We start from the raw sequence: 23045 nt of genomic DNA, 5'->3' as shown, positions 1-23045 counted from the left end.
ATGCGCATTGGAAAACTCAATCGCCGAGTATCTCTTCAGCAGCCGACCGAAGTTCGAGACGAGCTGGGCCAGCCGATGCCGGGCTGGAGTGAGCTTGCCAGACCGTGGGCGTATGTCCGCTATCTGAATGGCAAGGAATATGCAACGTCGGGAACAGAAGTCAGCGGGGCGACGGCAAGCGTACGCATACGGTATCGACAGGACGTCACGGCCAGCATGCGGATCGTGCACGGCTCGACGATTCTCAACGTTCTCGCAGTGCTGCCGGACGAGGGGGATCGCGAATACATCGACCTCGCCTGCAATACAGGAGCAAACGATGGGTGAGGAGCACGATGCCGACCGCTGAATCCGTCACCTCCGGCGCACTCAAGACGCTGGCCGGCGGTCGCGTCTATCCGGACGTCGCGCCGGCGGCCGCGGCGTTGCCGCGGATCGTCTATCAGAGCGTCGGCGGCGTCGATGAAACCACGTTCGACGGTGCCGACACGCTTAAAAATAGCCGCATGCAGGTCGCGGTGTGGGCGACCACGCGCGCAGAGGCTGCAACCATCATCCAACAGGTGCGCGCCGCGCTGACTGCCGCGCCTGTTGTCGGCACGCCAATTGGCGCGCCCGTGAGTGTCTACGAAGACGACACGAAGCTGTACGGCAGTCGGCAGGACTTCTCAATTTGGTTCCAGGAGTGAATCTATGACCAGCACCGCAATTAGCGCGCAAGGCAGCAAATTTTCGGTTGGCGCGGTACCCGAAGGCGGGGGTGGGCCGACCTACACCCAAGTCAAGAACGTGAAGTCGTTCTCCGGCTTCGACGGCACCGCCACGGAGCTCGACGCGACCGACCTCGACTCGACGGCGAAGGAAAAGCTGCTCGGTTTGATGGACGAGGGCTCGTTCTCGATCGACATCAACACGAACATGGCTGACCCCGGACAGGCCGCGCTGAAGGCCGCTCAGCGCTCGAGCGCAAAGCTGCCGTTCAAGCTCGAAACGCCCGACGGCTACTCGTACACCTTTAATGGCTACGTGAAGAGCTTTCCGTTGCAAGGTGGGGTTGACGCGATCCTCGCGACGACCGTCCAGATGACGATTACCGGCTCGGTTACCGAGACGCCGCCGGCGGGAGCGTGACTCATGCTGACCAAAGATCAACTGCTCGCGCAGCTCAAGACGCGCACCGAGGAAGTGTCGGTGCCGGGTCTCGACGGCACGCTGCGCATTCGGGCGATGAGCGGCTACGACCGCGACGCGTTCCAGAAGGTGCTTCAGGCCGAGGGCATTACCGATAGCGCGTACTTCGGTGCTCTGATCGCGACGTGCGTCGTGAACGACGACGGTTCGCCGATGTTCAGCGAATCCGAAGTCGAAACGCTGCGCGGCAGTCACGCCGAGCTCGTGAGGGCGATCGGCCTCGCATGCCAGCGCGTCAACGGGCTCGGCAAAGCTGCGGAGGAAACCGCAGCAAAAAACTGAGGTCCAGCGCTGAGCTGCGGTTTTCGTTCCGCCTGGCTCTGGCGCTGGGTAAAACGCGCGAAGAACTGATGCGCGCCATCAGTTCCGAGGAATTCACGTACTGGATTGAGATGTACCGGCGCGAACCGTGGGGCGAGCGTATGGCCGATCTGCGCATGGGGACGCTAGCGTCCCTGTTTGCGAATCTCCACCGCGACACGAAGCGCAAGAAGGAACCATTTGTGCCATCCGATTTCGCTCCGTGGTCGCTTGAACCGGACCGTGAAGAGGCGACCGGCCCAATTCTGCTGAAGGACAAAGCCGCGCAGTCGAACATGATCCGATCGTCGCTGTTTGGAAGGCGCCTGAGGAAAGCAAATGTCAAATAAGGCATCGGCAACGATCAGCAACCCGGACGGTTTTGCCGACCTGCTTGCCAAGATGTCAGAGGCGGCAAGCGAATCGACGCTCCGTCAAGCGGCCGTTGCTGGCGCGCGCGTGATCCTGGATGAGGTCAAGCTTCGCGCGCCGGTCGGCCCGTTCCCGCACATCCGAAGCGGGAAGACATATCCGCCCGGCACGTTGAAGAAAAGCGTAATCGCCTATCACGACGCGGAGCAATCGAGCGTGACCGGTGGTTATCAGGTCTACGGCGTGGTTCTATCGAGCGATGGCTTTTATGGGCGGATGGTTGAAGGCGGCCACGCGTTTTCCGGATTTGTGGCGAAGGTTGAGCACGGTTCATCGCGGGTTCCTGCACACCCGTTTTTCAGGCCCGCAGTGGACGCGAAGGCCGGCGCCGCGGTTGAGGCGATGTCTGATGTGATGCGAGCAAAGCTCAACGAGGCCAAGAATGTCTGACTCCAAACTGAAGGCGACCCTTACCGCCGACGCTTCGCAGTTCTCGGTCGAGATGGCGAAAGCCATCAAGTTGAATCAGGACTTCATGACCGCCGAGCGGCTGAAAGCGGAGGTCGTGCGGGCGCAGGAGCGGGCCGTACAAGAAGCGCAAACGGCCGCAGCGGCGACCGGAGAGACCGTTGCAACGCAGACTGTCTCGCAGATCAATCGGCAGGTGAAGGCGCTCGTCGAGCAGGCGCAACGGGTCGAGTACGGAACGACCGCCATCCGTGCAATGCGCGCCGAGCAGCTCGGAATCTCTGCATCTACGCAACAGTTCCGCGACGCCTTGGCCCAGTCTGCCGCTTCAGCCGAAAGGCTCGGACACAGTTCAGCGGGCGCGCGAAAGGAAGTTCTCGTGCTCGCGCACGAGGCCGCGACGGGTTCGTGGAGCAATTTCGGCGGCTCGCTGCTTGTCCTTGGCGAGCGTATCGACGCGATGAAGTACCTGCTCAATCCCGTAGCGCTCGGACTCGCTGCGGTCGGAATTGCTGCGTATGGCGCATACACCGCGATTCATGGGGCGAGCGAGGAGTTCAAGAAGTTCAACGAGTCGCTGACCCTCACCAACAATTGGGCTGGCCTCACGAACGACACGGCGGCCACTCTCGCGAACACCATTGCCGGTGATCTCGGGACTTCCTTCGCTGCCGCGCGCGACGCAGTGAACGCAACCTCCGCGTCCGGCAAGGTGCTCGGCACCGATATGCAGACCGTCACGGAACTGGCGCTCCTGATGGCGAAGTCGACCGGTGAGAGCTTCGATAAGGCGCTCGATTCGGTGATCAAGCAGCAGAACGGCGTATCCGCGGCTGCCGACGAGTGGCAATCGGCGCACCACGACATGGACGCCGCGACGCTGGAGCACATCAAGTCGCTCGACAAGGCCGGGGAGCATACGACTGCTCTGCGTATCCTCTACGAGCAAGAGTTGAAGACGATGAAGTCGGGAACCGACACGCAAGTTGGTGCAATGACCAAGTTGTGGAATGGCTTCCTTGACGGGTTCGGGCGATATAGGCGTGAATTGGCGGGCACGTCTTCCAAAGAAGATCAGCTCGCTGAGCTGCAATCTCAGTTGAATGCGCCGCCGACCGCTGCTAATAACTACGGCATGGACAAGCCGCAGCTCCAGGCCCGTATCGACGCGATCAAGGCGGAGATCGCGGCGCAGCAGCAGAACAAGGCGGCAACCGATGCCGTGACTGCGGCGAAGGCTCAGCTTGCCGAACTCGACACGCGCGCGAACAAGATCCTCGAAGACAACGCGACAAACGAGCAGAAGCGCACGAAAGCGGTAAACGAAGCGAATGCTGCATATGCGAAGCGCGTAGCGCTCGCGAAGACGGCGGGCACATACACGCCCGCGCTCGATGCGAAGTTCGCTTCGCAGCGCGACGTTGAAATCTCCGATGCGCAGAACAAGGATCCGAAGCCCGCGCACGCGAAGGCGGTGACAGACGACGCGGCGACGCGCGAACTGCAGACCGCGAGCCAGACGCAGGCGACGTTGCAGGCCCAGCTCGACGCGCACGAGAAAATTGGAACCGAGGCAGAAAAGCTGCTCAAGTTCGAACAGCAGATCGCTGACCTCAAGACGAAGAAGACGCTCACGGCCGATCAGAAATCCCTGCTAGCGCATCAGTCGGAGATCGAAACAGCGCTGAAGCAAAACGCCGAACTCGAAAAGCAGGTGCAGGCGCAGCAGGCGCTGAACAAGCTGAAAGCCGCCGCGGCGTCTATCGATGCCGACATCGCGAGCTACCAGCAGTCGCAGGCCGAGCAGTATGAGCGGCAGTTGACCGCAATCGGCCTGGGTTCCGACGCTCAGCAACAAGCCGCGGCTGTGAAGTCAATCTACGCAAAATATCAGCAGGAGCAAGAGAAGCTGAACAAGGCCGCGCGCGAGACCGGCATGTCGAACGATGTGTACACGGACGAGACGGCGAAGATTCAGGCCGGTCTGCAAACGTCGCTGAAGGCGTACACGGACTATTACGCGGCGCTCAAGCAAAAGCAGGGCGATTGGGTCAACGGTCTGACCGCAGGCTGGGCCGACTATGTGTCGGAAGCTGACAACAAGATGAAGCAGACCGAGCGGATCGTTGGCGACGTCACGAACGGCATGGAAGACGCTTGGGTCAGCTTCGTGCAGACGGGCAAGCTCAGCTTTACGTCTCTCGCAAACTCGATCATTGCCGACCTCGCACGCATGTCGGCCAAGGCCGCGATCAGCGGTTTCTTCAGCAGCGCGGTGTCGTACGCGAGCAGCTTCTTTGGTGGGGACTCGACAGCGAGCAGTGCGTTGGCTAACGGCACCACGAGCGGGATCAACAGTTACGGCTTTACGCTGGCGGGGCATGCGGACGGTGGCCTTATCACGGGCCCAGGCAGCGGAACAAGCGACAGCATCATCGCGCGGCTGAGCAATGGCGAGGGCGTTCTGACGGCGGAAACTGTGAGCCGACTCGGTGGCGAAAGAGCGATCGATGCGCTGAATAGCGGCGGCTCGATCGACCATCTGCAGCGCTATGCGACCGGCGGCGTTGTCGGAGCGGCGACGAGCGTCTCGCCGACCGCGCGCGGCGGCGATACCAACGTGCAGGTCGACGTGACGGCCGGCGGTTCTTCTCTCGATCAGAGCGACGTGTCCTGGCTGCAAAGCCAGATAAAAGCCCTTGTCGATAGCCGACTCGCGCAGAAGATGAAAGGCCAAGGCGGTTACGCGTGGCAGCAGAAGTACGGGAGCGTGGGCTAATGGCTGACTCCTTCACGTGGCCGCCGACAGTCGCGGGGACGTCAGGCACCGACACGGCTAGCGTGCGCTCGGCAAAGTTCGGTGACGGATACGAGCAGCGCTCAGCCGATGGCATCAACAACATCGCAGCGTCGTTCGATCTTCAGTTCATTGGCGATGCCGCGAAGATCTCGGCGATTCGCGCGTTTTTCATCGCACGCGGCGGCGCCACGTCGTTCCTGTGGACTCCGCCGCTCGAAGCGTCGCCGCTGCTTTTCTACTGCGCGACGTGGAGCCGTCCGACCAAAGACGGCGACGTCTACACCATGACGGCGACTTTCACCCAGACCTTCGCTCCCTGAGCACTATGACCGCACTCCAGAAAATCATTCTCGGTACGCCGCCGACTGCCGTTGACGGTGACACCGCGCGCACGGCGAACACTAGGATGAACTCGAACGTCGATGTGCTCAATTCGCAGGCGGCGCTGACCAGCGCGACAGGGATTACCGCGGCGCAGGCGCTCACCGTTGCCCATGTCGGTAAGCGCATCAACATCGCCTTGGCTTCGGCTGGCGCAATCAACCTGCCGTCGGCGTCGACGTGCACCGCAGATAGTGTTCTGCTTCTGCGGAACATCGGCACCACAGTCGTCGCGCTGGCGATCACTGCCGGATCGGGCGACACAATTGCGCTTTCAAAGCTCAATCCTGGTGAATCCGCATTGATGGACACGGACGGCGTACATACGTGGTCTGTCCTCATGCGAGGGCGTACTAACTCGGATAATGAGGTTGTAAACGGTAACTGTACCGTGGGCGGAAACGAGACAGTAACAGGAACGCTCGCCGTTACTGGTGCAAGCACTCTTACCGGTAATGTCTCCATGGGCGGTAGCCTACTTAGCACGACACCCGCTAACCCTGTCCCGTTCCCCGTGCGCCCAACTTTTAACGGTAATACGCCGTGGGACAGTGGGAATGTTCCCGGCACCTCAACGGGTGGCGTTTTCAACTTCACGAACCGCCCTACGTTCGCGGGTAAAACGCCGTGGGACTCGGGAAACTTGGTTAGCCCGATGACGCTGGACACCGCGCAGCATGTTACCGGAGTAAAGGCGTTCGACAATTCTACGTACTTTACGTACAGCGCGTGGAATAACGCTTGGAATACCTTACCACTATACGCCACATCGACAGGGATAGCGGGCATTGGATTCATGTCTAACAGCGGCGCAACACCCGCGCAGGCCGCTCAAATTATCCTGGTGGCGGATAACTCGTTTCACTTTAATAATTACAACAATTCCGGCTACGTCAATATCGTTTGTGGTGCGCTAACTCAAGCATCCGATCGCGCAATTAAAACGGACATTGTGCCTATTACGGGCGTAATGGAGAAAATCCGAAAGCTCCGCGCGGTGTCGTACGTGGATAAACAAAGCCAAGACAAAGCCACTCGCCTCGGCGTTATCGCTCAAGACGTTGCGCCGCACTTCCCGGAGCTTGTACACGAACTCCAATGGCGGATCAACGAGGACGGGGAAGCTGTAAACGACGACGCACCAGGCCGCAACGCGCTAGGTGTCAGGTACGCGAATTTTATTGCGCCCCTGCTTCAGGGTTTGATTGAAACGGACGCGACGCTTCAGCAGGCACTAGAGCGGATTAAGACATTGGAGTCGAAATGACGATTACCGCTGACATACAGCAGCTTGAGCCGGGCAGGCTAATCGAGTTGTTCGAAGTCGACTGCACGTCGATTGGCGGAGACATGCTGCGCTTTCACGGTCATCTGCAATCTGCGTCGGTCTGGTGGCAGGGCGCTGAATACAAGCCGTGGCCGATTCAGGCGAACGGATTCAGACGCACGACGGATTCGCAGCAGCCGACGCCGACGCTCACGGTCGGCGACATCAACGGCACCATCTCTGCGATCTGCGTCTTCCTCGATGACATGGTGGGCGCGACGGTGCGCCGCCGGCGCACGCTCAAGCGCTACCTCGATGCGGTCAATTTTCCGGGCGGCAATCCGACGGCGGACCCGACGGCCGAAATGCTCGCAGAGATCTGGCGTGTCGAGCAGAAAACCGAAGAGAAGCCGGGCCTGCAGGTCGCGTTCGCGCTCTCGACGCCGCTGGACTTCGGTGGCCAGCAGGTGCCCGCGCGCCAGATCGTGAGCATTTGCCAATTTGCGTATCGCGGGCCGAATTGCGGTTACACCGGCAGCGCGTATTTTGATGCGAACGACCAACCAGTCAGTGACCCCGCGCTTGACCGATGCAGTTTCCGCACGAGCGGCTGTGAATGCCGCTTCGGAGTCAACAACCCGCTGCCGTTCGGCGGTTTTCTCAGCGACACACTTTCCTGAATGAATGAAACGACGAAGGCCGCGATCGCCGCGCACGCGATCGCGGAGTACCCGCGCGAGTGCGTCGGGCTGGTGGCGCTCGTCCAGGGCGAGGAGACCTACATGCCGTGCGAGAACCGGGCGGCCACGCCGACCGAGCAATTCGTGCTTGCCGCCGAGGACTACGCGTGCGCCGAGGACGCCGGCGAGATTGTCGCGATCGTGCATTCACACCCGGGCGGCCGCGCGCATCCGAGTGCCGCGGACAAGGCGATGTGCGAGGCCAGTGGCATCGCGCGCTGGGTGGTCGTATCGGTCGGCGTGCAGGTCGATGGCTCTATCGGTGTCGACGAGTGGTGCGAGTTCGGCCCGACGGGCTTCATTGTGCCGCTCGTGGGTCGCCCGTTCGTCCACGGTGTGCACGATTGCTACTCGATCGTACAGGACTGGTATCGCCTGGAGCGCGACGTGGTGCTGCCCGACTTCGAGCGGCGCGATGAATGGTGGGCTGACGGAAAATCGTCGCTCTACCTCGAGAACTATCGCGCTGCCGGCTTCGTGGACGTCGGCCCGGGCGCGGCTCTCGAAGTGGGCGACGTGCTGTTGATGCAGATCCGCAGCCGCAACGACGTGCCGAATCATGCGGGCATTTACATCGGCGATGGCCAGTTCCTTCATCACATGCACGGACAGCTTTCTCGCCGCGCAGTGTGGGGCGGCATGTGGCTTCAATCTTTGCGCACGGTGCTGCGCTACGAGGGGGCGCCCGATGAATGACCAACTTCGCGAGATCCAGCTGTATGGCGTCGCTGGTACGCGCTATGGCCGCGTTCACCACCTTGCGGTGCGATCGCCACGCGAGGCGATTCGCGCACTGTGCGTCGTCGTCCCCGGCTTTAAGCAGTTCCTCGCCGCGTCGCGGCGCATGGGCCTTACGTTCGCGGTCTTCATCGGGAAAAGCAACCTCGCGAAAGACGAGCTCGATTACCCGGCAGGTCGCGAGCCGATCCGCATCGCGCCGGTGCTCGTCGGCAGCAAGCGGGGTGGTCTCTTCCAAACGATTCTGGGTGTTGCATTGATTGCGGTCGGTGTCTTCACGCAGATGCCGACGCTGATCGGCTTGGGCGCGTCGATGGCGCTAGGCGGCGTCGTTCAGATGCTCAGTCCGCAGACGAGCGGCCTGGCCGGGGTCGTCGACAACGGCACCTCCTACTACTTCAATGGCCCCGTGAACAGCGCGGCGCAGGGCGAGCCGGTGCCGCTCGTGTACGGGCGAATGGTAGTGGGTTCGAAGGTCATCAGTTCCGGCATTTACGCAGAAGACGAGAGCTAAAGCATGCGCATCTCTGGAGCAAAAGGCGGCGGTGGCAGCGCCACGGCGACTGAATCGCCGGACAGCCTGCACTCGATCGCCTACGCGAGGGTGCTCGACCTGATTTCGGAAGGACCGATCGTCGGGCTGGTGAACGGCTACCAGTCTGTCTTTCTCGACGGCACGCCGATTCTCAATGGCGACGGTTCGGCCAACTTTTCGAGCTATACGGTCGACACGCGCGTCGGCACGCAGGATCAGGAGTATCTGCCAGGCTTCCCCGCTGTGGAGAACGAAACCGCGATCGGCGTCGCTCTCACGAGCGACGCGCCGTGGCTGAGGCAGGTCGAAAACACGCAGCTCACAGCAGTGCGGATTCGATTCGGCGTGCCCGCGCTTGAACAGACAAACACCTCGAGCGGTGACGTAACCGGATACCGCGTCGAGTATGCGATCGACGTCGCGGTAGATGGAGGGTCGTACTCTCAGGTGGTTTCAGGTGCGTTCGATGGCAAGACGACGTCGCTGTACGAGCGCAGCGTTCGCATCGACTTGCCGGCCGCAGAGACGGGCTGGCTCGTGCGCGTGCGCCGCCTGACGGCAAACGCCCACAACACGTACATTCAGGACACGGTCAACGTCGAGGCGATCACCGAGATCATCGATCGCAAGCTGCGCTATCCGATGAGCGCGCTGGTCGGCATGTCGTTCGATGCGCGGTCGTTCAGTTCGGTGCCGACGCGCTCGTACGACGTGAAGGGCCTCATCATCAGCGTGCCGTCGAACTACGACCCTGAGCGGCGGACATACTCTGGCACGTGGGATGGCACGTTCAAGCAGGCGTGGACCAACAACCCGGCGTGGATCTTCTACGACCTTGTGACGAACGATCGTTACGGGGGCGGTCGGTTCGTCGACGCGTCGTCGCTCGATAAGTGGACGCTCTACGAGATTGCGCAGTACAGCGACGTCATGGTGCCTGACGGAAAGGGAGGCACCGAGCCGCGCTTCACGTGCAACTGCGTGATCCAGTCGCAATCCGACGCGTTCAAGGTGCTGCAGGATCTCGCGGGGGTGTTTCGCGGAAATGCTTACTGGGGTGCTGGCACGGTACTGGTGACCGCTGACATGCCGTCCGACCCGGTCTACGTGTACACGCAGGCGAACGTGGTCGGCGGTCAGTTCTCATACGTCGGATCGGAACGCAAGACACGCTACACGGCGGCGCAGATCAGTTGGAACGACCCTGCGAACCAGTATAAGCAGGCCGTCGAGTATGTGGCTGACGACGACGGACTTGCGCGCTATGGCGTGGTGAAGGCGCAGATTACGGCGTTCGGTACGACGTCGCAGGGGCAGGCGCACCGCCTCGGGCTATGGACGCTGCTCACGAGCCGCTATGAGACGAACACCGTTTCGTTTCAGGTGGGACTCGACGGGACGCTCGCGGCGCCGGGCGAGGTGATTGCCGTCGCAGACGCGAACAAGGCTGGGCGGCAGACCGGCGGCCGTGTGCGTTCGATGAGCGGCGCCACCGTCGTGCTAGATCGCGCGCCAACAGCTGCCGCAGGCGACTCGCTCACCGTGATCATGCCGACGGGCATCGCGCAGAAACGCACGGTGCAGGCGGTCAACGGCAACACAATCACGGTGACGGCGGCGTTCGATCAAAACGCGGTCGTGGGCGCGATGTGGATGCTCGAAAGCGCCGACCTTGCTGCGCAGCTCTTCCGCGTCGTGAGTATTGAGGAAGGCGACGACGAAGGCCAGATCATCTACACGATCAACGCTACGAAGTACGAGCCGGGGAAATACGACGCGATCGACAACGGCGCGCAGATTCAGGTGCGGCCGGTCACTGTCATTCCGCCGTCGGTGCAGCCGCCGCCGACGAACGTGCGCGTCTCGACGTACTCGTACACCGATCAGGGCATCGCCAAAACCAACATGGTGATCGCGTGGGACTCGGCGTCGAGCGCGGTGAACTACATTCCGGAATGGAGGAAGGACAACGGCGATTGGGTGCCGGCCAACCCGACGGGGGGCCTGCAGGTGGAAGTGTTGGGCATCTATCAGGGCAAGTACCTCGCGCGCGTGCGCGCAGAGAACGCCATGGGCGTCACGTCGATTCCGGCCTATAGCGTGGATACGACGTTGACCGGTAAGACGAGTCCGCCCCCATCGCTGGCGTCGCTCACCACGACGACACAGGTTTTCGCGATCCAGCTTGATTGGACCTTTCCGGCGGATGGCTCAGCAGGCGACACGTCATATACGGACGTCTGGTACAGCCGGGCCAACGATCGCAGCACGGCGACGCGGCTTTCGGCTTATCCGTATCCGCAATCGCGCGCCAGTCTTATGGGGCTGGCAGCCGGCCAGTCGTTTTTCTTCTGGGCGCGGCTCGTCGACACCTCGGGCAACATCGGGCCGTGGTACCCGGCCGGCGCCGGCGTGAATGGTCAGAGCAGCAGCGACGCGACGCCGATCCTCGAGATGCTCACGGGCGAGATCACGAAGACTCAGCTCGGCTCCGACTTGCTCACGCCGATCGATGCAATTCCTGACCTGCAGCAGAGCGTCGAGGCGAACGCCGCAGCTATCACGGCGGAACAGACGGCGCGCGCGGCCGGCGACACGGCGCTGTCAAACCGCATCGATCAGGTGACGGCTCAGGTTGTCATTCCTGAGATGGCGGGCAGCACGGGCGACTATGCCGGCTCGACGCAGGTCTACGCCGGCGTTTGGTCGGAACAGTCCGCGCGCGCCGAGGCGGACCTTGCGCTCGCGCAAAACATCGATACGACGACGGCTCAGATTTCCTCAACGAAGGCGACGTTGCTCGCGGCGGTTCAAACGGAGACTCAGGCGCGTGCCGATGCTGATAGCGCCATGGCATCGCAGATCACGACCGTGCAGGCTCAGGCCAATGCAAACACGGCCGCAGTGCAGGCGAACGCGCAGTCGTATGCGGACCTCAACGGCCGCGTGGCGGCGTCGTACCAGATCAAGACCCAGATCACGGCAAACGGCCGCACGTACATCGCGGGTCTCGGCGTCGGCGTCGACAACAGCAGCGGCACTGTCGAATCTCAGGTGCTCGTATCTGCGAGCCGGTTCGCGGTGCTGGACCCGAACGGCAGCGCTGTGACGTCGCCGTTTGTGATTCAGGGTGGCCAGGTGTTCATTTCGCAGGCGTTGATCGGTACCGGATGGATCACGAATCTGATGATCGGCGACGTCATTCAATCGACCGCGCTCGGTGCGAACGGTCAGCCTCTATGGGTGCTGAATAAGAACTCCGGCCTTACCTTCAATGGCGCAAACGCCGGCAGCGGCTATGCCGTAAGCGATAACAGCGGCGGCCGCGCCTATGACAACAACGGCACGCTGCGCGTGCGGTGGGGGGTGTGGTAATGCCAGCAGGCCTTCAATGTTGGGATGAGAACGGCAATCTCATCTTCGATGCGACTTACCGGGTGCTGCGGATCATCGGCTATCGCGTCATGGATGGAGGCAGCAGTAGCCTGCAAGACGATCGGCTCAAGCAGGGTGGCTTCGTTTCATTCCAGCCGAATAACACTTGTGGTGATGGCTACCTCTCGGGCGGCGTCATCATTCCGCAGTTCTCGATCGACCCAAATACAGGAATCCTGAGCTGGTCCTATGCTCCGAAGCATAGTGCTCAGTACGACATCTATCAGGTCGGAACGCTTTTCTACGGAGCCAGTTGAATGACCGTCGGATTCCAAGCCTTTACCGATACTGGGCTCGTGCAGATCGACGGAACGACGCCGAACTATGCGCTGCGACAGAAGTTCGATGTTGCGACCGCGGCGGGAAGTATGAACGGCAGCAAGTCGAACGCCGGCACAATGTACTACTACGCGGCCAATGTCGCGACCTTTACGTTCACTGCGATGCAGCCACTCATCGCACTGTATTGCTCGGACGCGTACGTAACCATCCTTCAGTGCATCAACAACAATAACGGCACGTGGACGGTGAAGATCTGGAGTAGTGCCGCAGCAGCCGTGTCCGTCTATATCTTCGATCAAGCGCCGGCGGCCGCGCCGTCTGGCGCTGGTTATGGCCTGCAGGTCTTCAACGAGAACGGTGTTCTGGTTTTCGATGCGCGCCAGCGCATTGCCAGGGTGATCGATACACAGGCAGGGAACATCAACAACACATCGCCTGGTTGGGGACAATGGGCGCATGTCGACACGCGAACCTATTCGTGGAGCTACCCGACCGTCAGCAAAATTGGAGTCGCCGCGATCGGCACAGCCTTCATTTGCCCGGAAGGCGGCGGTAGCAACAGTTGGTACAACATCAGTGGTCTTCAGACCGTCGGCAATACAGTGAACTTCAAATACCAGTACTACCAGAACGGCGGTCCGGCTCACCCCTCGAATGATGTCTGCTTTGGATCGCAGTTTGATTGGCGCTTTATGGCGGTCGACCTCAGCAACATCTAACTAGGAGCAAATATGCCTCTCCAGAAAGACTACGAAACGCCATCGACCGGGGCGACTGCGAGCTATCACGTTGTCCAACAAGTCTCGCTCGACTTTGTGTCGTCGCGGTCCAATGCGACCGTCGCGTCGTATCTGTCGAAGGACGCCCGCGACGCGGGCAAATTCGCCCTCTATACGCAGCAGATCGCCGTCGCCGGTTTGCCCGATGCTGGCGTCGATGCGCTCGAGTTCGTGCAGCAGCAACTCATCGTCGGGGCGCAGCAAGACGGCAGCGGCCCGTATGCGAATCGTTTCGTATTTGCTGGCGCTGAAATCGTGTCCTGACGCGTTGATTTGCGTGTAAGCTTTCGTAAGAAGAAAGGGAAATTAACCAACGGGGAAATCGATGAAGAGGTTGATGGCGGTAGGCGCGCTGGTGGCGATGTGTCTCAGCGCATGTGGTGGTGGCGGTGACAGCGGCAACAACGGGGCACAGCCGGCGGCCAAGCCGCTGACGATCTCGATGTATGGCAAGCCGCTGGTATCGAATTCAACGTCGGCCGTTGCGCATGCGCAGTCGAGTGTCGCATCCAAGGCCGCGTCAGCGACGCCCGCGTCTGGCGCGACGGATGCCCAAGCTACCGTGCAAAGCCTCACCGACGCGCTCGCCGCTCGCGGTGTGACCGCAGACGTCACCGCGCAAGTGATGGACGGAACAACGCTCCACCAGATCGTGACGACCGAGCATAACGGCGTCGCGCCAACTGCCGATCAATTCAAGACGGACCCGAGCTCGTGGCTGGTCGTCAACTTCCAACTCGACGACATGGTGACGCCGGCTACTGATCCTGCGCAACAAGCCGCGATGACGCAGTTCGGTCAAGATCTGCTCATCTTCTCTCAGTGGGCTGCGGTGGCTGGAAAGGCTGTCTTTGTCGTGGTTCCGGTATTCACATGCGATACGGCTTACTCGGCGTCGGCCGGGCTTTGGTCTGCGGAAAACAACGCGCTGATCAATGGAGCGCCGATTCGATTTATCGGGCAAACCGGATTCGGGTTTAGCTTCTCGGGGACGGGGCAAGTGATCCCCTCTGCTGATACAGTGCATATGGGGGCCGACTGCCGCACGCCCGACGGGTACGTTCAGAATCTTCAGGTGCAGTCGGTCGCCGATTCGATCGCAGAGGGTTACAAAGAGGCGGTGGCCCCAGCGAGCGGGGCGAGCGCCGCGAGCGGGGCATCTGCCACCGGGACGTAAAGCACAAGTAGCAACCGAATAAAGCCAGCCTTCGAGCTGGCTTTTTTATTGGCCGCCTTCGGGTGGCCTTTTTTATGTCCGCGCGATTTTGAAAGGAGGGCGCGTGAATCAAGAACGACAACCGGGGGTGGTGCTGCGAGGTGAGCGGCAATGGTCGTTCGACAAATCAGTGAATGTGCCGACGCTTTTGACTCTGGTCGCGTTGCTGGCCGGCTGCTTGGGCTCGGGCTTCGGGCTTTATCTGAGCTTCGATCGACGAATCAGCAGTCTTGAAGATCGAACGACACACGTCGAGAAGGACCAGAGCGAGCAGAAATCCGACAACAAGGAACAGCTGCGCGCGATCAACGAGAAGCTGGACCGGCTTCTCTATGACCGCGCCGGCGTGCGTCCGGAAACGCGAGGGTGGACCAAATGAGATTGCGAATCACGCTGGCCGACGGCTGGCAAAAGCTGCATACGCGCGGCACGGTCATTTTCTCGACGGCAGTTGGTGTCGTGGCGCCGCTCGGCGCGGTGCTGCGCGAGACGTGGAACGGTATGCCTGACGACCTGAAGCAGTATCTGCCGCATAGCGTGCAGCAAGCGATCAGCTACACGATCCTGTGCGCGACGTTCCTCGCGCTGCGTTACACGTCGGTGCGCCGAGTGCCGCGGGAGGGCGACGATGGCTCGCATTGACGCCGCGACTGCGGGCGGCGAAAACCGCGTGGCCTTCCTCGACATGATCGCGGTCAGCGAAATCGGCAACCAACTGCTGGTGCTGAGCGACGACGGGTACAACGTACTCGTGGGCAGCACACCAGCGAAGCCGTTGCTGTTCACGTCGTACGCCGATCATCCGAACGTCTACAACGCCGCGTGCAATTCGACGGCTGCCGGGCGGTACCAGATCCTCTTCAAGTGGTGGCGCCTCTACAAAGCGCAGATGTTTCTGCGCGACTTCTCGCCGATCTCGCAGGACCGGTACGCACTGCAGCAGTTGCGCGAGCGCGGCGCGTTTCCGCTCATCGACGCGGGGCAGTTTCGGCAGGCGGTCGCAAAGGTCGCCAACGTGTGGGCCAGTCTTCCCGGCGCCGGATACGGCCAGCACGAAAACCAGATGGCGCATTTGCAGGCCGCCTATCAAGCGGCAGGCGGGGGGATTTCGACGTGACCGAAGCAATTGCACTCGCGTTCAAGGTTGGGCCTTGGCTGATTGCGGGGCTCGCGGCGGTGTTCGCCGCGCTGTCTCACATGAACGCCAAATCGATAGTCGCAGCGGCCGGCCAGAAGGTGGCAGAGGCTCAAACGAGCGCCGCTCAGGCTCAAGCGCAAACCGCCGAGGTGCGCGACGCCGAGGCCGAAGCGAACGCGGCCGCCGCACACCAAGGCGCCGCAGCACTGAAGGAGAGAACCGATGTTGAAAGCAACGTTGCTGCTTTGCCTGCTGGGGCCGCTGCTGACCAGCTGCGCAACGAATGGAGCCGACCAGGCGAAGACGCCGGCCGCGGAGCCGCTGGTGCAGGTCAAGACCCGGTTCGTTGACACCGCCTGTGACTGGACGAAGCCGATCTACGTGAGCAAGTCGGACGTGCTCACCGATGAAACTGCGAAGGCGATTCTCACGCACAATCTCGCTGGGGCGAAGCAGTGCGGCTGGAAGCCGACTGGCAAGTGATGCATGCGGGAGGTCACGGGCTCGCCGGCTTTCCGCCCATCGCGCCAAGTCTGATCTTCTCGGCAAGCATGGCGTCTATCAGCTTCTGAATCGACGCCTTCAGGTTCCCGTCTTCGCGGTTCCACATTGCTAGCTGCGCAGCTAGAGCGCCCGCATGCGCCTCGCGCATGATCTGCCGCGCGCGATGCACTTCGAGGATGAGTCGCCGCACGTTGTCGTCGTGATATTCGTGCCAGAGAGAACGCAACTCGGCGTCCATCACCACTGGGAAATCCTCGGGAGTGAGTCGCATGGTGAGAATGTCTGGTCCTGTACGGTTAGACAGCATATCGTCGCGCGGCAAACCCGCAATGACCGTTCGTTTCGCCACCTAGATGCGGAACACGACAGTGACGTCCAGCTCGGGGTCTCGCTCGTCTTGTAACTCGATACCGAGCTTCTCTATGACGAGGTCGGCGATTTCGTCCTTATGGTTACGCTGACCTGTGAAATTAAGACGCCGATTGACCGCTCCGGCAATAACGTCTGCGAGCTGAACCAGCGGACTGTTTTTAGACGACACCGCGGTTATCTGTTCGAGTATCAGCTGCTCCCCGTGATCCTGTTCCAGGCCGGCCGCAATTCGCCGCTTCATCTCTTCGATCGCAATCTTGTCAAGAGACTGCTCTTCGTCGAGAGTAACCGTGAGATGGCGCGGTGTTCCGACGCGGCCGTTGTGAATCTCGTGGGTGAGACCCTTTAACAACATGAACTCGTGAAGACGCTGCACGGCATCCTCAATGCTCCGCTTCAGGTTCGCACGAGCAACAGCGATGAACTTGAAGCTCAGAAATTCTCTGTTGGCATGGATCACGTCGAGATAGTCGGCCACAGCACCAATGTCGCCTTTGCCGAATCGAGCGAAATGCATTTCTCTGTTCGCAAACGTTGACTTTTCCTTCCAATTGTTGATTGCTTGCGTGGTCGTCCACACCGCGCGGCCGTTCAATACCCACACGGATCCGACAATCACGTGTGCTTCCGTCTTTCCTGTTTCGTCCGAGAAAACCTGAAGCGTTTGACGCGGAGCAGCGTCCTGTAACACGGCTTCTCGCATCTCCTCTTCGCGTCCCCGGCGACGATTGCGTATCTTTTCGTCGGCCTGAAACAGCCCATACTCGTTTTGGATTTTCGCCCGCGCGCGGACTATTAACGGTACACGCTCGAGCTGAAAAAAGACGTCCGGCTTGATTCCATGTTCGTTATACAGATCGGGTTGGAACGTCTCCCAATATTTGAGGGATAGGGCGACGTCGCTATTTCGCGCGGCCGGATACATGTTGAGGATGAACGCGACGCGGGTGCGTTGCTGCGCAAAGTCGCCGCTAGCGAGCGAGTCCATGAGGCTGCGCTTCTCTTTTTCAATGCGCGCCAGTTTCTTTTCTTCTGCATCCAAGTCGCGTTCCGCCTTGGTGGCGACCGACTGTTGAGCTAGCATTTCGGCCAATTTCGCATCCCCGCTCATCTCGTCTCCGCATGGCGCTGTCGAAATGCCGAGTATAACTTTCCGTACTGAAAAGCAACGCGGTGAACAGGGCGGGAATATCTGCGGAATTTGCAGGATCGCGATTCGATGGAATGCAGGCGGCGGCTAAGCCGGGCCAGGATGGTCCGGCGCTGGTTTTGGCGTAGGCTGGCCCATTGAGGCTAACTGGTGAGAGCGCAGGTTGCTGCATCGTGAGCACCTGCCTGGAGGCAGGTGCCGGAATTCGCTGGATAAATAATGGGGCGGGTTAGTTATTTGTAGAGCTCGCGTAGCAAGTCACCCAGCGTCGCGAAATTTTTGAAGGCTCGCCCCGTTCGTGTCGATTTTGCTGGATCGTCGATTTGGAAATCGAATTGAAGTCCCGGGCCGGCCAATGCCGCTTGAGCGTCGACAAGTTGCTTTTGTGCGTCTGCGACTGGATCGGGGCGTCCAACCGACATGCTGAACTGAGGCCCGTTCGACCCTTTCCTGACCAGCGCGACTTTGACTTCCGGTTTTTTCGGGTTCATTTGCTGAACCTGCAGGAGCGCCCAGCAACCGAGTCTCGGCGCTTCGTCGAATCCGAGCGCAAACTCAAGAGTATGGAATTTCGCGGTCATGCGTGACGGGTAAGAGCCGATGACCGTAAAACCGGCATTTTCAAAATGCGCTTTAAAGTCGTTGGCTGCTGCCTGAAGCGCGGTCTTTACGGACGCCTGGTTGCGAGCCGCCAGCTGCTGCTGCAGCGGAGCAAGTTCCGCTTTGATTTTTTCGATGTTTACTTGGGTAGCGAGGTCAAGATCCATAGATGGTTCATTCTAGTTAAAGAGCAATCATCATACCGAAATTCGGATCGAACCTTCACGGGCGGATCCAGCATGCCCGCGAGAGTGGCGTCACCTACTTCGGCATTACGTCGGAACTACGTCGGAACTACGCGAATTCTCGCCGGAGCGCCTGCCGTATCCGGCACCGCAGGCGTCTCCGGTCTCGGTGACAGGGATCGACACGACATATCCAGATTGGCAAAGGGCTCGGGTTTGGGAGGCCGTGCGTTAGCCGTGAATTACGTTCTGCAGTTCGGCGATGAACAGAGAGGTGTCGCCAAAGTAGTTTGGGTATGCAACGCGTAACGCGTGCGCAGAGTCCGCAACGACCAGCACTGCGTCGACACCGGCCTTTGCTGCTTCTTCTACGCTTTTATAGTCGGCCGTCGCCTTGTCGAAGTCAGCGGCCGCGTAGGCGCGGACTGTGACCTCTTCATTCGGCGCGTCCAGAACCATCAGAAAATAGGCGGAGCGGCGACGTTCGGGGTCTGCAATCGCTGCCTTCATTACGCTTTGGAACATGGTCAGTCTGTCGATGACATGGAGTTCGCGTTCCATATCACGCAGCATCGCCCGAATCTGATCGATGTCGTGGCTGTCGTTGACTCCCTCACGTATGGCGAAGGCCGTCGATACGGCTGCAAAAAAGTCCAGCCAAACCTTCTCGCCTTGATCCGCTTTCAGCCCTTGCCCGATGAGGGTTCCCACCGTCTCGACCGCGGTGGCCCAAGCGTGCTGCAGGTTGGTGCGGATCTGAATTTCTACTGAGTGATTGTTGTAGGTTTCTTTTCTATCGCTAACGTATCGATAGACAAGGTGAATGCCCCGGTAACCGTCTGCCTTCGGCGCGGTGATGTAGTCTTTTTCGTTGACAAGGCGGTGCTTTATTCGGCTATTTTTCAGTGCGTCCCGGAGCCGAATTACATCGGGCAGGGAAGACAACACGGCCCGGCAGCCGCCGATGTCTTGCATCTGGGTGAGACGCATGTTAGGAAATCGCCTCAGCTTTGCGACGATTGATGTCGCGCGCTTGAGGCGCTGGGCGACGAACGCATTTTCGTCAATGCTCTTGGCGCGCTCGCGCAGGTTGATTTTGAAAGTGTTCAGGGGGAACTGGTGCGAAGCGCGCCAGTTCGACATGATTGCATGGGCGTCCAGATATGCGTCCATGTCCGCCAGGTTTTGCATATCGAGAGCCTGCGCCAAAGTGCGTCCGGCGACGTTGACCTGCTCGCGACTGTTTTCCGGTATTGCCCACTGCATTTCGTCGTTCCCCGTTTGCCCTGTTGTAGTGTGTCCCGCGGTCATTTGCCCGTGCCGGGCTAGCTTACCTCATGATATATGACGTTCCCCGTTTTCGGCGCCGCTGGGACGGGCGCACTCGTTGATACGTGCAAACCGGCGCGGTGCCAGCACGGTGCCGTAGCGGACGGCTAGAGGCATAGGTGCCTGATAAATAAAAAGAAAATTCTTGCATGGAGCAGATCAAGTATTCGACGGCGTTGCCGGTGCGTTCGTCGGCGGTAACGTGATGCTCGTGGAGCATCCGTGAGCGCCAGGAGCGCCGCTTGCTGTTTCGATAGCAAATGCGCTCCGGCGCATCCATGCCGACCCCATCGGCTGCAAGCCGCGTGCAAGCTCGCTGGGCGTAGAATGCCGCCTTCTCCGACCCATCCGCGACTGCTACGCGAACCGAGCCCGCTTCATGACCAGACCGCCGCGCAAGAAGAACCCGACCTTTGGCATCGCCGTCTTTATCGTGGTGGCGATTCTGCTCGTGACCGCAACGCTGATCTACAACGCGATCCGTCAAAAGCACGAGTTCGAGAGCCAGCCCACGCAGGTGCCGCCGGTGGCCTCGGAGGCAGCGGCGGCGGTCAACGCGCTGAGACCGGCGAGCGGCGCCGCGCAATAACGCCCGCGCGCGTCGCAGCTCACTCCTCCGGCAACCGGATGATGCTCGCGTCCTTGCGAATCTGCGCGGACGCCGCGAGCATCTGCTTGCATTGATGCGCAAGCAGTTTCGTGTCGTGCACCGCATCGGCCGAATAGTCGGGTGATTTCTCCGTTTTGACGACCATCGCATCGAGCTCGCGACTCATCAGTTTGATCTGCTCGCTCTGCTCTGCGGGCAACGCGGTGCCGGCTTCGGCAGCGCTCAGGTTGTCGCGCACGAGGCTCAATGCGCGCTGCAGCGGCTGTAGCGAGACGTCCTCGACCTGTTGCTGCTGTTGCGCGGAGGTGCGCAGCAGCGGCGCGGCAGCCGTGATCTGCGACGCGAGCACGTGGCTGCGCACCAGCAGACCGTTCAACTCCGGCACGAACTTCTGCGCGGACTTCGGTTCGAGCATCATGCGCTGGAATGCCTGACCGAGATTCGCGAACGCAACGTGAACGTTCTTGCGCGCGAGCCGATAGCGGTAATCGCGGTCGAGCGCGGTCGCAGCCGCGGCGGCGGCAGCCGATGCGCCGCTTGCCGGGCGCGCGGTCGGATTGCGGATCGTGGTGGTGCCATGGGCGGCGTCGCCAGCGTTCGCCTCGGCACCAGCGTCGCCGAGCGGCTGTGCACGGCTTGCGCGCTCCGCGCGGCGCGCACCGGCGCCACTCTTTACGTCGGCTTCGGCTCCAGCGACAGCGAGCGCCGGCCCGCCAAAGCCGAGCGCCGGGTCCGCCATCGCGGCCGCCGGCGCACGCGCGCCCGCTTCGGTCACGGCCGCGACCACCGCAGCGGCCGGCTTGCCGCTCCACCACCAGCTCGCTTCGAGATACTGCCGCGTCGCGCTGATCATGTTGTTGACGAGCTTGCCCATCAAGCGGTACTCCCAGTACGGGAACAGGTGGCTCGCCGCGATCGCGATCGCGCAGCCGACCACGGTGTCGATCGCGCGCTCGCCGATGATGCGCAGGCTGCCCGGCGCAAGCAGATGGAACAGCAGCAGCACATACGACGACGTGAACACGACGCTCGCCGTGTAGTTGAACAGCAGCAGGCTGTAGCTCATCACCATCGACGCGAACATCACGACCATCAGGATGTGCGGCTCCTTCACGAAGATGATCAGCGCGATGCTCGCCGCGCAGCCGATCAGCGTGCCGATGATCCGCTGCCCGTTGCGCTGCTTGGTCAGCGAGTAGCCGGGCTTCAGAATGATGACGGTGGTCATCACGATCCAGTACGCGTTGGTCAGCGGCAGCAGGCGGCCGAGCCAGAAGCCCACGGCGACCGCGATCGTCACGCGCAACGCATGGCGAAAGCTCGGCGAGGCCATCGTCAGATTCGAGAAGATCTGCCCGAACGGCACGCGCCGGCTCGTCACGAAGCGGCTCAGCGCCTGGTCGATGCGCAGTTCGGTTTCGGTCGGGCTCGGCTCGGTGGTGAGGCTGCGGCGCATCTTGTCGATCAGCCGCGTGGCGCTCCAGATGCGGCGGAAATTCGACGACACCGCCGAATACGCCTCCGGGTTCTGCGTCGGCAGTTCCTGCTTGCGCATCAGCTCGATTTCATACTCGATCGCGCGCAACTCTGCCTTCACATTCACGCGCTTGCGCGGCGCCTGATTCTGCAGCACCGCGAGGCCGATCTCCTCGAGATCTTCGGCCGCCTTGCGGATCAGATCGCGATAGAACACCAGCAGGTCGGAGCCGCCGAACGTGCTGCGCACGAGCGTGTAATCGGTTTGCGCGCCGACGAACAGCTCGTGCAGATCGACGGTATTGATGAACAGGTTGTACAGCATCGCGCGGCGTGGTTCGAGCTTGCCGCGTTTGAGCCTGGGCAGATTGCGCAGCACGATGTCGCGCGCGGCCTCCTGGCGATCGACCGCGGAGATCTGCTTGTCGACGAGGTTGCGATAGCACTCGTCGAGATCGTTGTCGAGATCGTAGAACGCGGCGCGCGCGAGCAGATAGTCCGCGCACGCGAACACGCTTTCGGCGAGCGCCTGCTGCTCGATCCGATGCACCATCCATTGGCTCACGAAGGTCGACCAGTATGTGTACCAGAGGCCGCCGAGCAGGATCCACGACGCGTTGACGAGCGCCTGCTGTGGCGTGAAGTGCTCCTCCAGCGTCAGGATCATCATGAACAGCGTCGCGAAGCTGATTTGCGGCCAGCGGTTGCCGTACACGACGATCAGCGACAGCACGAACGTGAGCGGCACGACCGTGCACCACAGCGCGATCGGATTGACGGTGGCGAGGCCGGTGGCGAGCGCGGACAGAAAGCCGATCACCGAGCAGGCCAGCATCTCGTTGTGCTTGTACTTGAGCGGGCCCGGCATGTCGACGACGCAGGCGCCGAGCGCGCCGGTCGCGATCGTGAAGCCGAGTTCACGATTGTCAAACACGAGCAGGCACAGGATGGCCGGTAACGACACGCCGACCGCGATGCGCAGGCCGCCATAAAAGTACTGGCTATAGAGGAATTTTCTTATTTCGACCGAATAGCGCATCGACTAACTGAATCCATTCACCGAGAAAACCGCAGTTGGAAAGACAGCGCGAAACTGCCGTCGAGTCTAACTGATTTTGCGCGCGATCTGACCTCGTCCATTCGGCCAGGTTATGCCGTGGGGATCGGTTTGTTATGC

The 23045-nt window shown here is 61.0% G+C and carries 27 protein-coding genes; 22 read left to right on the top strand and 5 right to left on the bottom strand.

Annotation, left to right across the window (positions count from 1 at the left end; translation table 11 throughout):
* The 21 genes from QFZ94_RS23950 (at position 1) to QFZ94_RS23850 (ending at position 16125) form a co-directional block, all read left to right on the top strand.
* Positions 1–327 (top strand): phage head closure protein, encoded by a 327-nt coding sequence (locus QFZ94_RS23950; RefSeq protein ID WP_429460013.1) that lies wholly within the window; start codon positions 1–3, stop codon positions 325–327.
* Between the two features lie 8 nt (positions 328–335).
* Positions 336–689, top strand: coding sequence for a DUF3168 domain-containing protein (locus tag QFZ94_RS23945; protein ID WP_429460011.1), 354 nt, complete (start codon positions 336–338; stop codon positions 687–689).
* A 4-nt stretch (positions 690–693) separates the two neighbouring features.
* The gene (locus QFZ94_RS23940) at positions 694–1131 is read left to right on the top strand and encodes a phage tail tube protein (RefSeq protein ID WP_429460009.1); all 438 of its coding nucleotides are present in this window, start codon (positions 694–696) and stop codon (positions 1129–1131) included.
* 3 nt (positions 1132–1134) lie between these two features.
* Positions 1135–1473 (top strand): hypothetical protein, encoded by a 339-nt coding sequence (locus QFZ94_RS23935; protein WP_429460007.1) that lies wholly within the window; start codon positions 1135–1137, stop codon positions 1471–1473.
* A gap of 68 nt (positions 1474–1541) precedes the next feature.
* On the top strand, positions 1542–1841 hold the full coding sequence (locus QFZ94_RS23930) for a phage tail assembly protein T (RefSeq protein ID WP_429460005.1): 300 nt from the start codon (positions 1542–1544) through the stop codon (positions 1839–1841).
* Positions 1831–2313, top strand: a complete 483-nt coding sequence (locus QFZ94_RS23925; RefSeq protein ID WP_429460003.1) for an HK97-gp10 family putative phage morphogenesis protein — start codon at positions 1831–1833, stop codon at positions 2311–2313. Before QFZ94_RS23930 ends, QFZ94_RS23925 begins: the two co-directional genes overlap by 11 nt.
* A complete protein-coding gene (locus QFZ94_RS23920; RefSeq protein ID WP_429460001.1) occupies positions 2306–5110 on the top strand; it encodes a phage tail tape measure protein in 2805 nt (934 codons plus the stop codon). The genes QFZ94_RS23925 and QFZ94_RS23920 overlap by 8 nt, the downstream gene beginning before the upstream one ends.
* The gene (locus QFZ94_RS23915; RefSeq protein WP_429459999.1) at positions 5110–5451 is read left to right on the top strand and encodes a phage tail protein; all 342 of its coding nucleotides are present in this window, start codon (positions 5110–5112) and stop codon (positions 5449–5451) included. Before QFZ94_RS23920 ends, QFZ94_RS23915 begins: the two co-directional genes overlap by 1 nt.
* A 5-nt stretch (positions 5452–5456) precedes the next feature.
* Positions 5457–6779 (top strand): tail fiber domain-containing protein, encoded by a 1323-nt coding sequence (locus QFZ94_RS23910; protein WP_429459997.1) that lies wholly within the window; start codon positions 5457–5459, stop codon positions 6777–6779.
* Positions 6776–7459: a phage minor tail protein L gene (locus QFZ94_RS23905; protein WP_429459995.1), complete on the top strand. Its 684-nt coding sequence runs from the start codon at positions 6776–6778 to the stop codon at positions 7457–7459. The genes QFZ94_RS23910 and QFZ94_RS23905 overlap by 4 nt, the downstream gene beginning before the upstream one ends.
* Positions 7460–8215, top strand: coding sequence for a C40 family peptidase (locus QFZ94_RS23900; protein WP_429459993.1), 756 nt, complete (start codon positions 7460–7462; stop codon positions 8213–8215).
* Positions 8208–8771 carry a tail assembly protein gene (locus QFZ94_RS23895; RefSeq protein ID WP_429459991.1) on the top strand — a complete coding sequence of 188 codons (564 nt, stop codon included), beginning with the start codon at positions 8208–8210 and terminating at the stop codon, positions 8769–8771. The genes QFZ94_RS23900 and QFZ94_RS23895 overlap by 8 nt, the downstream gene beginning before the upstream one ends.
* A 3-nt stretch (positions 8772–8774) precedes the next feature.
* Entirely contained in the window at positions 8775–12167 is a 3393-nt protein-coding gene (locus QFZ94_RS23890) for a host specificity protein J (RefSeq protein WP_429459989.1), read from the top strand.
* Positions 12167–12484, top strand: a complete 318-nt coding sequence (locus QFZ94_RS23885; RefSeq protein WP_429459987.1) for a hypothetical protein — start codon at positions 12167–12169, stop codon at positions 12482–12484. The genes QFZ94_RS23890 and QFZ94_RS23885 overlap by 1 nt, the downstream gene beginning before the upstream one ends.
* Positions 12485–13228 (top strand): hypothetical protein, encoded by a 744-nt coding sequence (locus QFZ94_RS23880; protein ID WP_429459985.1) that lies wholly within the window; start codon positions 12485–12487, stop codon positions 13226–13228.
* A 12-nt stretch (positions 13229–13240) separates the two neighbouring features.
* Positions 13241–13552, top strand: a complete 312-nt coding sequence (locus QFZ94_RS23875; RefSeq protein WP_429459983.1) for a hypothetical protein — start codon at positions 13241–13243, stop codon at positions 13550–13552.
* 61 nt (positions 13553–13613) lie between these two features.
* Positions 13614–14465, top strand: a complete 852-nt coding sequence (locus QFZ94_RS23870) for a hypothetical protein (protein ID WP_429459981.1) — start codon at positions 13614–13616, stop codon at positions 14463–14465.
* Positions 14466–14568: 103 nt separating this feature from the next.
* Complete coding sequence (locus QFZ94_RS23865; protein ID WP_429459979.1) at positions 14569–14883, top strand: hypothetical protein; 315 nt, start codon at positions 14569–14571, stop codon at positions 14881–14883.
* Positions 14880–15146, top strand: coding sequence for a hypothetical protein (locus QFZ94_RS23860; RefSeq protein ID WP_429459977.1), 267 nt, complete (start codon positions 14880–14882; stop codon positions 15144–15146). The genes QFZ94_RS23865 and QFZ94_RS23860 overlap by 4 nt, the downstream gene beginning before the upstream one ends.
* Complete coding sequence (locus QFZ94_RS23855; RefSeq protein ID WP_429459975.1) at positions 15133–15621, top strand: glycoside hydrolase family 24 protein; 489 nt, start codon at positions 15133–15135, stop codon at positions 15619–15621. Before QFZ94_RS23860 ends, QFZ94_RS23855 begins: the two co-directional genes overlap by 14 nt.
* A gap of 243 nt (positions 15622–15864) precedes the next feature.
* On the top strand, positions 15865–16125 hold the full coding sequence (locus QFZ94_RS23850) for a hypothetical protein (protein ID WP_429459973.1): 261 nt from the start codon (positions 15865–15867) through the stop codon (positions 16123–16125).
* 13 nt (positions 16126–16138) lie between these two features.
* Here QFZ94_RS23850 and QFZ94_RS23845 read toward each other — a convergent pair whose 3' ends face one another.
* From QFZ94_RS23845 to QFZ94_RS23830, 4 genes are all read right to left on the bottom strand, one after another.
* A complete protein-coding gene (locus QFZ94_RS23845) occupies positions 16139–16390 on the bottom strand; it encodes a hypothetical protein (RefSeq protein WP_429459971.1) in 252 nt (83 codons plus the stop codon).
* Positions 16391–16495: 105 nt separating this feature from the next.
* A complete protein-coding gene (locus tag QFZ94_RS23840) occupies positions 16496–17629 on the bottom strand; it encodes a DUF3800 domain-containing protein (protein WP_429459969.1) in 1134 nt (377 codons plus the stop codon).
* A gap of 272 nt (positions 17630–17901) precedes the next feature.
* Positions 17902–18435 (bottom strand): hypothetical protein, encoded by a 534-nt coding sequence (locus QFZ94_RS23835; protein ID WP_429459967.1) that lies wholly within the window; start codon positions 18433–18435, stop codon positions 17902–17904.
* 249 nt (positions 18436–18684) lie between these two features.
* Positions 18685–19719 (bottom strand): RelA/SpoT domain-containing protein, encoded by a 1035-nt coding sequence (locus tag QFZ94_RS23830; RefSeq protein ID WP_429459965.1) that lies wholly within the window; start codon positions 19717–19719, stop codon positions 18685–18687.
* A 442-nt stretch (positions 19720–20161) separates the two neighbouring features.
* On the opposite strand from QFZ94_RS23830, the gene QFZ94_RS23825 reads away from it, so the two are divergent.
* A complete protein-coding gene (locus QFZ94_RS23825) occupies positions 20162–20371 on the top strand; it encodes a hypothetical protein (protein ID WP_410848962.1) in 210 nt (69 codons plus the stop codon).
* A gap of 19 nt (positions 20372–20390) precedes the next feature.
* Here QFZ94_RS23825 and QFZ94_RS23820 read toward each other — a convergent pair whose 3' ends face one another.
* Positions 20391–22907: an FUSC family protein gene (locus QFZ94_RS23820; protein WP_429459963.1), complete on the bottom strand. Its 2517-nt coding sequence runs from the start codon at positions 22905–22907 to the stop codon at positions 20391–20393.
* Positions 22908–23045: the final 138 nt, after the last annotated feature.

This window comes from Paraburkholderia sp. JPY465 (assembly GCF_050436725.1).
Lineage (GTDB): Bacteria > Pseudomonadota > Gammaproteobacteria > Burkholderiales > Burkholderiaceae > Paraburkholderia > Paraburkholderia youngii.
The sequence above is the reverse complement of the archived record's forward strand: the minus strand, read 5'-3'. Positions and strand labels throughout refer to the sequence as shown.

Excerpts from the sequence above, each read along its gene's own strand:
- QFZ94_RS23950 (WP_429460013.1), top strand. The coding sequence starts at position 1 with ATGCGCATTGGAAAACTCAATCGCCGAGTATCTCTTCAGCAGCCGACC.
- QFZ94_RS23945 (WP_429460011.1), top strand. The coding sequence starts at position 336 with ATGCCGACCGCTGAATCCGTCACCTCCGGCGCACTCAAGACGCTGGCC.
- QFZ94_RS23940 (WP_429460009.1), top strand. The coding sequence starts at position 694 with ATGACCAGCACCGCAATTAGCGCGCAAGGCAGCAAATTTTCGGTTGGC.
- QFZ94_RS23935 (WP_429460007.1), top strand. The coding sequence starts at position 1,135 with ATGCTGACCAAAGATCAACTGCTCGCGCAGCTCAAGACGCGCACCGAG.
- QFZ94_RS23930 (WP_429460005.1), top strand. The coding sequence starts at position 1,542 with ATGCGCGCCATCAGTTCCGAGGAATTCACGTACTGGATTGAGATGTAC.
- QFZ94_RS23925 (WP_429460003.1), top strand. The coding sequence starts at position 1,831 with ATGTCAAATAAGGCATCGGCAACGATCAGCAACCCGGACGGTTTTGCC.
- QFZ94_RS23920 (WP_429460001.1), top strand. The coding sequence starts at position 2,306 with ATGTCTGACTCCAAACTGAAGGCGACCCTTACCGCCGACGCTTCGCAG.
- QFZ94_RS23915 (WP_429459999.1), top strand. The coding sequence starts at position 5,110 with ATGGCTGACTCCTTCACGTGGCCGCCGACAGTCGCGGGGACGTCAGGC.
- QFZ94_RS23910 (WP_429459997.1), top strand. The coding sequence starts at position 5,457 with ATGACCGCACTCCAGAAAATCATTCTCGGTACGCCGCCGACTGCCGTT.
- QFZ94_RS23905 (WP_429459995.1), top strand. The coding sequence starts at position 6,776 with ATGACGATTACCGCTGACATACAGCAGCTTGAGCCGGGCAGGCTAATC.
- QFZ94_RS23900 (WP_429459993.1), top strand. The coding sequence starts at position 7,460 with ATGAATGAAACGACGAAGGCCGCGATCGCCGCGCACGCGATCGCGGAG.
- QFZ94_RS23895 (WP_429459991.1), top strand. The coding sequence starts at position 8,208 with ATGAATGACCAACTTCGCGAGATCCAGCTGTATGGCGTCGCTGGTACG.
- QFZ94_RS23890 (WP_429459989.1), top strand. The coding sequence starts at position 8,775 with ATGCGCATCTCTGGAGCAAAAGGCGGCGGTGGCAGCGCCACGGCGACT.
- QFZ94_RS23885 (WP_429459987.1), top strand. The coding sequence starts at position 12,167 with ATGCCAGCAGGCCTTCAATGTTGGGATGAGAACGGCAATCTCATCTTC.
- QFZ94_RS23880 (WP_429459985.1), top strand. The coding sequence starts at position 12,485 with ATGACCGTCGGATTCCAAGCCTTTACCGATACTGGGCTCGTGCAGATC.
- QFZ94_RS23875 (WP_429459983.1), top strand. The coding sequence starts at position 13,241 with ATGCCTCTCCAGAAAGACTACGAAACGCCATCGACCGGGGCGACTGCG.
- QFZ94_RS23870 (WP_429459981.1), top strand. The coding sequence starts at position 13,614 with ATGAAGAGGTTGATGGCGGTAGGCGCGCTGGTGGCGATGTGTCTCAGC.
- QFZ94_RS23860 (WP_429459977.1), top strand. The coding sequence starts at position 14,880 with ATGAGATTGCGAATCACGCTGGCCGACGGCTGGCAAAAGCTGCATACG.
- QFZ94_RS23855 (WP_429459975.1), top strand. The coding sequence starts at position 15,133 with ATGGCTCGCATTGACGCCGCGACTGCGGGCGGCGAAAACCGCGTGGCC.
- QFZ94_RS23850 (WP_429459973.1), top strand. The coding sequence starts at position 15,865 with ATGTTGAAAGCAACGTTGCTGCTTTGCCTGCTGGGGCCGCTGCTGACC.
- QFZ94_RS23840 (WP_429459969.1), bottom strand. The coding sequence starts at position 17,629 with ATGAGCGGGGATGCGAAATTGGCCGAAATGCTAGCTCAACAGTCGGTC.
- QFZ94_RS23835 (WP_429459967.1), bottom strand. The coding sequence starts at position 18,435 with ATGGATCTTGACCTCGCTACCCAAGTAAACATCGAAAAAATCAAAGCG.
- QFZ94_RS23830 (WP_429459965.1), bottom strand. The coding sequence starts at position 19,719 with ATGCAGTGGGCAATACCGGAAAACAGTCGCGAGCAGGTCAACGTCGCC.
- QFZ94_RS23825 (WP_410848962.1), top strand. The coding sequence starts at position 20,162 with ATGACCAGACCGCCGCGCAAGAAGAACCCGACCTTTGGCATCGCCGTC.
- QFZ94_RS23820 (WP_429459963.1), bottom strand. The coding sequence starts at position 22,907 with ATGCGCTATTCGGTCGAAATAAGAAAATTCCTCTATAGCCAGTACTTT.